Source organism: Nocardia sp. NPDC050799 (assembly GCF_040654015.1).
Taxonomy (GTDB): domain Bacteria; phylum Actinomycetota; class Actinomycetes; order Mycobacteriales; family Mycobacteriaceae; genus Nocardia.
Window position 1 is genome coordinate 1 of the sequence record NZ_JBFAHF010000081.1, and the last position, 6270, is coordinate 6270.

General features: G+C 64.3%; 6 protein-coding genes and 2 pseudogenes. 3 read left to right on the forward strand and 5 right to left on the reverse strand.

The window, feature by feature from the left end:
* On the reverse strand, positions 1 to 180 hold a 180-nt coding region (locus tag AB0H42_RS35260; protein ID WP_357064124.1), incomplete at its 3' end, for a hypothetical protein.
* A gap of 160 nt (positions 181 to 340) precedes the next feature.
* Between AB0H42_RS35260 and AB0H42_RS35265 the strand changes: the two genes are divergently transcribed.
* Positions 341 to 1518, forward strand: a protein-coding gene (locus AB0H42_RS35265) for an IS3 family transposase (RefSeq protein WP_357064137.1) whose coding sequence is annotated in 2 segments (ribosomal slippage) — positions 341 to 625 and positions 628 to 1518 — 1176 coding nt in all. Because the reading frame shifts where the segments join, the coding sequence is not laid out codon by codon here.
* A gap of 173 nt (positions 1519 to 1691) precedes the next feature.
* Here the strand turns inward: AB0H42_RS35265 and AB0H42_RS35270 are convergent.
* On the reverse strand, positions 1692 to 2579 hold the full coding sequence (locus tag AB0H42_RS35270; RefSeq protein ID WP_357064127.1) for a hypothetical protein: 888 nt from the start codon (positions 2577 to 2579) through the stop codon (positions 1692 to 1694).
* Between the two features lie 72 nt (positions 2580 to 2651).
* Positions 2652 to 2948 (reverse strand): hypothetical protein, encoded by a 297-nt coding sequence (locus AB0H42_RS35275; RefSeq protein ID WP_357064129.1) that lies wholly within the window; start codon positions 2946 to 2948, stop codon positions 2652 to 2654.
* A gap of 535 nt (positions 2949 to 3483) precedes the next feature.
* On the opposite strand from AB0H42_RS35275, the pseudogene AB0H42_RS35280 reads away from it, so the two are divergent.
* A pseudogene (locus AB0H42_RS35280) lies at positions 3484 to 3681 on the forward strand (hypothetical protein); the annotation flags it as partial.
* A gap of 429 nt (positions 3682 to 4110) precedes the next feature.
* Here the strand turns inward: AB0H42_RS35280 and AB0H42_RS35285 are convergent.
* Positions 4111 to 4584: a Tn3 family transposase gene (locus AB0H42_RS35285; protein ID WP_357064132.1), complete on the reverse strand. Its 474-nt coding sequence runs from the start codon at positions 4582 to 4584 to the stop codon at positions 4111 to 4113.
* A 46-nt stretch (positions 4585 to 4630) separates the two neighbouring features.
* On the opposite strand from AB0H42_RS35285, the gene AB0H42_RS35290 reads away from it, so the two are divergent.
* On the forward strand, positions 4631 to 5536 hold the full coding sequence (locus tag AB0H42_RS35290) for an Imm49 family immunity protein (RefSeq protein ID WP_357064135.1): 906 nt from the start codon (positions 4631 to 4633) through the stop codon (positions 5534 to 5536).
* 96 nt (positions 5537 to 5632) lie between these two features.
* Here the strand turns inward: AB0H42_RS35290 and AB0H42_RS35295 are convergent.
* A pseudogene (locus AB0H42_RS35295) lies at positions 5633 to 6067 on the reverse strand (DUF4158 domain-containing protein); the annotation flags it as partial.
* Between the last annotated feature and the right edge of the window lie 203 nt (positions 6068 to 6270).

Sequence of the window (6270 nt, forward strand, 5' to 3'; positions counted from 1 at the left end):
TTCCGAGGACTCAGCGGCGAGCACTTCGCAGCCCTCGATCACTGGCTGCGAGCAACCTGAGAAAAATGGAGATCCACAGGAATTGACAATAACTCCGGCTGAGGCCGGCGCGGCCTGAAACAGCAGCGCGCTACCGACGACGCCGGTAGCGAGGATAGAAACAAAGGCAGGAGCGTGCATGGTGTCCTCTCGTGGTTCAGGCCCTACACGCTATCGACGCACGGGTTCAGGCTCCATTCCCAACTCGCTCAACATCGCCGGCCCGGTCATCGGGATTGCTGCACGAGTAGGTGACATCTGATCTGTGGTGCCATGTGGCACTGCTGGAAGGATGGACACCGTGCCCCAGCCTTATCCCAAGGAGTTCCGCGACGACGTTGTGCGGGTCGCTCGCAATCGAGAACCTGGCCAGGAGCTCAAGGAGATCGCGGCCGATTTCGGGATCAGCGAGTTGTGTCTGGCCAACTGGATGAAGACCGCTGATGTCGAGGACGGCATTTCCCCGGGAACTATTGCTGCCGAGAACGCTGAGCTGCGGGAAGCGCGTAAACGGATCAGGTTGCTCGAGCAGGAGAACGAGGTCCTGCGTCGGGCGGCGGCCTATCTGTCGCAGGCGAACCTGCCGGGAAAATGATCTACCCGCTCGTCCGCGAGCTGGCCGCCGACGGGATTCCCGTCGCGGTGACGTGCCGGGTCCTGAAGATCGCGCGCCAACCGTATTACCGATGGTTGGCCGATCCGGTCACTGCCGCTGATCTCGACCACGCGTATCGGGCGAATGCCTTGTTCAATGCTCACCGCGACGATCCCGAGTTCGGATATCGGTTCCTGCTCGACGAGGCAGCGGCCGCGGGTCGGCCGATGGCGGCGCGGACCGCGTGGCGGATCTGCTCGGCGAACAAGTGGTGGAGCAGTTTCGGCAAGAAACGCGGCGCCAAGAACTGCCGCTCGGGTCCACCCGTTCATGAGGATCTGGTCGAACGCAACTTCACCGCCGACGCGCCGAACATGTTATGGCTCATGGATATAACTGAATACCACACCGGCGAAGGGAAGCTTTATCTCTGCGCGGTCAAGGACGTGTTCTCCAACCGGATCGTGGGTTACTCGATCGATTCACGGATGAAAGCCCGCCTCGCGGTCGATGCCCTGGCCTCCGCCGCGGCCAGGCGCAGCGCAGCAGGCGACCAGGTCGCCGGCTGCATTGTCCACAGCGACCGCGGGTCGCAATTCCGCTCCCGGAAGTTCGTCCACGCCTTGGGCACCCACGCGATGGTCGGATCGATGGGACGGGTCGGTGCCTGCGGCGACAACGCCGCGATGGAATCGTTCTTCGCGCTGCTGCAAAAGAACGTCCTCGACCGCCGACCGTGGGCCACGCGCGGCGAGCTCAGGATCGCGATCGTGACCTGGATCGAAAGGACCTACCACCGCCGACGGCGACAGAACAGGCTCAGCAGATTGACCCCGATCGAATACGAAGCAATCATGACCACACCAGCCACTCAGGCTGCCTGACCGAACCTGTCACCTACTCTTGCAGCAGTCCCAGGTGGCCTCCGATTGCAGCGCGGGAGCGATGGCCAGTATGAGTCACGATGGCACCGTTGGAAGCGCCTGGTGGAGCGGCCAGGTGGTGGTCGGAATTCGCTGAGTACCGGCCTGGCCCGGAGGCTTTGGTCCGGGGACCCCTACGGCTCTGGGAGCGCTTCGGGCGTGTCGTCCTTGGTGATGCTTCGCCATAGCGGCAAAGGGTTGCGGTACTCGTCGTAGTTGGCCACGACAGAACAGTAGGGTACTTTGGATCCGTCAGGCAGCGTGCCCCTCCCGGCGAGAATGTCGTCGGTTGGGAAATAGAGCGTTCCGTCGGCTGTCCCTGTCGTGAAAAGCTGATCGGCGAAGTCTCTTGCCGCGTTTTCATCGGCGCCGGCAGAGCAGGAGTCGACGACAACCTCGCGGTCTTTGCGCATGGGTGCGACCTCCTCCGTGTATATGGGGTCGGTGGCGACCAGCCTGCCGGCGGACTTCGGCCCCAGCAACACCTGCTCTCCGTACGGCTTATCGAGGGACGGATCGATGCCGACCGCGAAGGTATGCCCCCCCATGCCGTGGAGAGAGATCGTGTTGGGATCATCACCGAATGGTCTCGGTTCCTCAGGACGGTCGAAGGAAAAGAAGACGTGTGCATCGTGTTCGGTGGATGGCTCCACCTGGTACACCTGCAGGGTTCTCAGTGTTTCGTCCGGCCCTCGATTGATCCAATCCCAGCGGCTATGTAAGTACGCTACGTGGTCCGGGTATATGACGCCGACGACTTCGCCGGCGGAGTTGAACGCCCGTGCACGGACGACTCGGTCCGGGTCGATCGTCTTCCATTCGCCCGCTATGGTCCGGCCGTAGATCGGTACCCCAGTCCCTGCCTGCTCAGCAGAGCTCTCCGGTCTCGCGATCGCTTGCAATCCGGCTTGCTCGCCTTCCGCGACTGTGGCGAGGGCGCCGCGCGTGTGCGTGGCCGCATGCTCGAATCGGTCCGCGAGCGCCGGGCCGAGTTCACGCGCGCTCGTCTGCAACCGCTCCACCACGTGGCAGAACAAGGCTGGTGCTGTGCTGGGCGAAAGACTGGGCAATAGACGTCCTGACTGGATCCGGCGCTAACGACTTGATTCGCTGTAGTGCGGGGAGTGCCGCCCCCTACCGACACTCCCTGCACTACTGCGGATCAGGTCGTTAGAGGTTAACCTCTCTCGGCGGGCTCCGATCGCGATCGGACCGGCGAGTTCCTCGTCGGTCAACTCGATCTCGGCGCCAATCTCGGTGAGCATCGTGCCCAGCCGGACATATGGTGATACCGCCTCGATCAAGATCACGCCAGCTTCGGCCTCGGCACTGCGGTGATTGCCGGCGGCCCGGCGTTCCAGGGCACGCAGCACCTCGGAGGCGACTGACACACTTGCTTCGAGGGTTGTGTGGCTCGATGCAGAAGTAGGTGGGGCGGATGGTGCAGAGGCCATGGGTCAAACGGAAAGCAGGCCAACGGCGGTTTTGGTCATGGATGCCCTACGGCGACGGCACGAACAGAGCCTGGATCTTGGGCGAACTCGGGCAGCGCATCCGGCCGGCCGAGCAATGATCAAACCCTGTGGATGACCGGGAAGGTACCCCTCCCGGTCATTGGGGTAGTGGTGTAACCGGCCGGGATCCGGCGCCAATGCTGCGATGCCCCGGGAGGGTCTCGGCGAGCTGGGGGAATCAACACTGGAGTACACATCCGAACGGGATCCGGCGCTAAGGGTCTACCGCACATAGCTGCTGCCTATACGCGGTAGTTCAGGTGGCGACCTGGCGTTTTGACCGGTCTGCGGTGGGGGCGACTCTGGAAACTATGTGCGGTACCGGCGGGGTGAAAGCTGGCGCTCCGACAAACGTCCAGTCCGACTCGCGCTAGCGCCGGATTCGGCGCTACTGCTCCTCACGCCCCAAGACCAACTCGCCGAACGCGGCAAGACCGGTGAGGACCGGCAGGCGCTGCTGGACGACTTGCTGGGGATCCTGATCGACCCGAACATTCCCGATGAGGACATCGGCGCCATGATCCGAGGAGAGAGGATCGGGTGGGAGCGGCTGCGGGCCGCGATCGCCGCGGCCCGTCCGCGGCTTCCGCGTGATCACGGGCTGCTCGCCAGGAACGTGTGGGTGCACCGGAGACCGATCGCGAAGCGATGGAGCGGCGTGTGCGCGCGATCGCGGCGGCCGCGGGCAGTGAGGCGGTGTGGCTCCGGGAGTTGCGTGCGGTCGGGATTCTGCCTCGCCCTCGCTGGAAAGAGGGTGGGCAGGAGGAGGTCGGCGGCTACAAGGTGGAGATGCGGCCGCAGCGCAACCGGGACGGGAAGCTGGAGAAGGCCCTGTCGTTCAGCGGTGGGTATCTGGCCAAGGATCTGACGCTACCTGCGTTGCGGCATTGGGCCGGGTGGGATCAGTCGCCGGAGGCTCAGGCCGAGGCGTTGACCGAGTGGCACAAGGGCTTGGATCGGTTCGGGCGCCCGAAGATCGCCATTGCCCGAGCGGTCCGTTCACGTCGTCCAGCTTCGCACGCCTGGTGTTTCGCCGCGCTCAGTCCAGGTCGGATGCGTCGGGGTCGCGCAGCGGGCGCGGGCGGCCACCCAGGTCGGGAAGCACGAAGCTGTAGTGCCCGTCCAGGCCGAGGTGGGCGCGGATGAATGCCGACAGCCGCGCCACATCGTCGTCGAGCACTGGATAGCCCTGCTCGCGCAGGGTTGTGACGGCGTGGTCGAGGTAGACGGTGTTCCACAGCACCACACAGTTCAATACCAGGCCCAGCGCGGACAGCTGATCCTCCATGCCCGCGTAGTACGCCTGGTGCACCTCACCCTTGCGGCCGTGATACACGTTGCGGGCCAGGTCGTGACGGCCCTCGGTGAGATTGGCCTGCCGCTTGCCCTCGCGCCGGGTCGAACTCCGAACCCAGAGCTGCTCACGTTGCGGGGCCCTTGGTCGCCGGTGAGCGGTTGGTAGTCGCCGGTAGCGTTTACCGCCAACGTCATTTGTGATCGGCAGATGATCCACACGTGTTTATAGATAAGGGTGAGAGATGCGGATAGAGCGTTGCCGGATGGATGAAGCCGTGCTGGCAGCGGCTCGCGATGGCTTCGCCGAGCGGATCCAGGGCGAATGCCATTCCATGTCGAAGGCCGGCCCGATCGGAACCTACGAGTGGTGGCTGATCGCGGAAGAGTTCCTCGACTATCTGGGTGCTCTTTCCGTCGTCGTGCCCGACCTCGACGCTCCAGAGGTCAAAGCCGTCCTCGACAACGCCGCCGAGGCCGCCGCCGGTGGCGTGCAGTGCGCCGCTTACTTCAACAACACCACCTTCTTCGTGTTCCTCGACTATGCGAACTTCGGGATGGACTACCAGGCGCAAACCCCGCGCGACCCGGATCCTATCGCCGCCAACCAGTGGCTGAACGCCTTCTGCCTGGCGATCCTCTCCGAGAAGGCGCAATGGCATGGCGAGGCATTCGCCTTCGCTCGCGAGAAATTTGACGACGAAATTAGTGGCCAGCCCAACGTCGAGCTGGTCAACGGCCTGATGGCCTACGTCATCGGGGATACGGGCAACGAGGACGACGACTACCCGCCGTCCAGGGAAGCGGTGGTCGCCGCTATCGACGCCGCGCTTTCCCGAGTCCAAGTGGGAGAGAGTTTTTCCGACCTACCGCACCGCACCGCACTGCGCGGGCTACGCGCCTTGGCCGCCGGTGACCAGGATGCCTTCAACACAGAGTTGACCGAGTTGCTGCTCCAGTACGGCACCGTGCCCGACCCCTTCACAGAGATGACCGAGTCGCTGGTCCAGATCGGCATCCTGCCCGGCTTCTTCGGCAGGCCTCGCACTCTGCTTCCCCTCGAACCGCTCGCCCTAGCCGCCCTCGCCCACCGCCGCGAGGGTTGGCGACCGCCCGTCGAGACCGACTATCTGCCGCGCACACTGATCACCGGATGCTGGACCGGTTCCTGAGCGCCTTCGCCTCCGTCACTGGTCCTGTAGCCCAGCCAGGCTGCCGACAACCCCGGTACTGGACAAGATCATCGAGCGCGCCTTGCCACCTGGAGTCCGGAACAGCAACGTCGGCGAATCGTGCTCCATCGCCCGTGCCAGCAGGAACTCATCCAGTTCCTTCAACTCCATCGCGCCAGCCGGCCGCCAACCCAGATACTGCACCACCAACCGCACATGCTCCGTGCGGGTCTGCGCCCGTCTGTCATAGGAACCGATCACCGACGCATCCACGCTCAACTGCTCCGCAAGCCTGGCCACCGCCACCACCGGCGCCTCGGCCACCCGATCCGGCACAAACCCCAGCCACGGCAGCGAACACAACGCCACCGACAACCCGAGCCGCTCGGCCGGGCCGCGACCCCGCCCCGGCGTCACGAACGCGATATCGGCCGGAGTCAACGTGAAGAACCGGAACAACTCCTCACGGCTGATATCCGGAAACCCCCGAAAACGCGCCATCTCCTCATCCGCGAACACCCGCGTTGCCACGAAACCTGACCTCCAGCACACCGATCGACCCCATCGGCAGCCAAGCCAAGCACCAACCGCCCCCGCACGCAGCCCGAGCCGCTACCAGACATAACCGCTGGTCCGGGAGGGACTGTCAGCGATCTTGTGGGCGGGGCGGTGATCCGACAAGCTGAGGCGGCCTGCTTCAGCGGAAAGGATTGTCGTGTCGGAGGAGTCGAAGT

Coding starts and splice junctions, on each gene's coding strand:
- AB0H42_RS35290 (WP_357064135.1), top strand. CDS start 4,631: ATGGATGAAGCCGTGCTGGCAGCGGCTCGCGATGGCTTCGCCGAGCGG.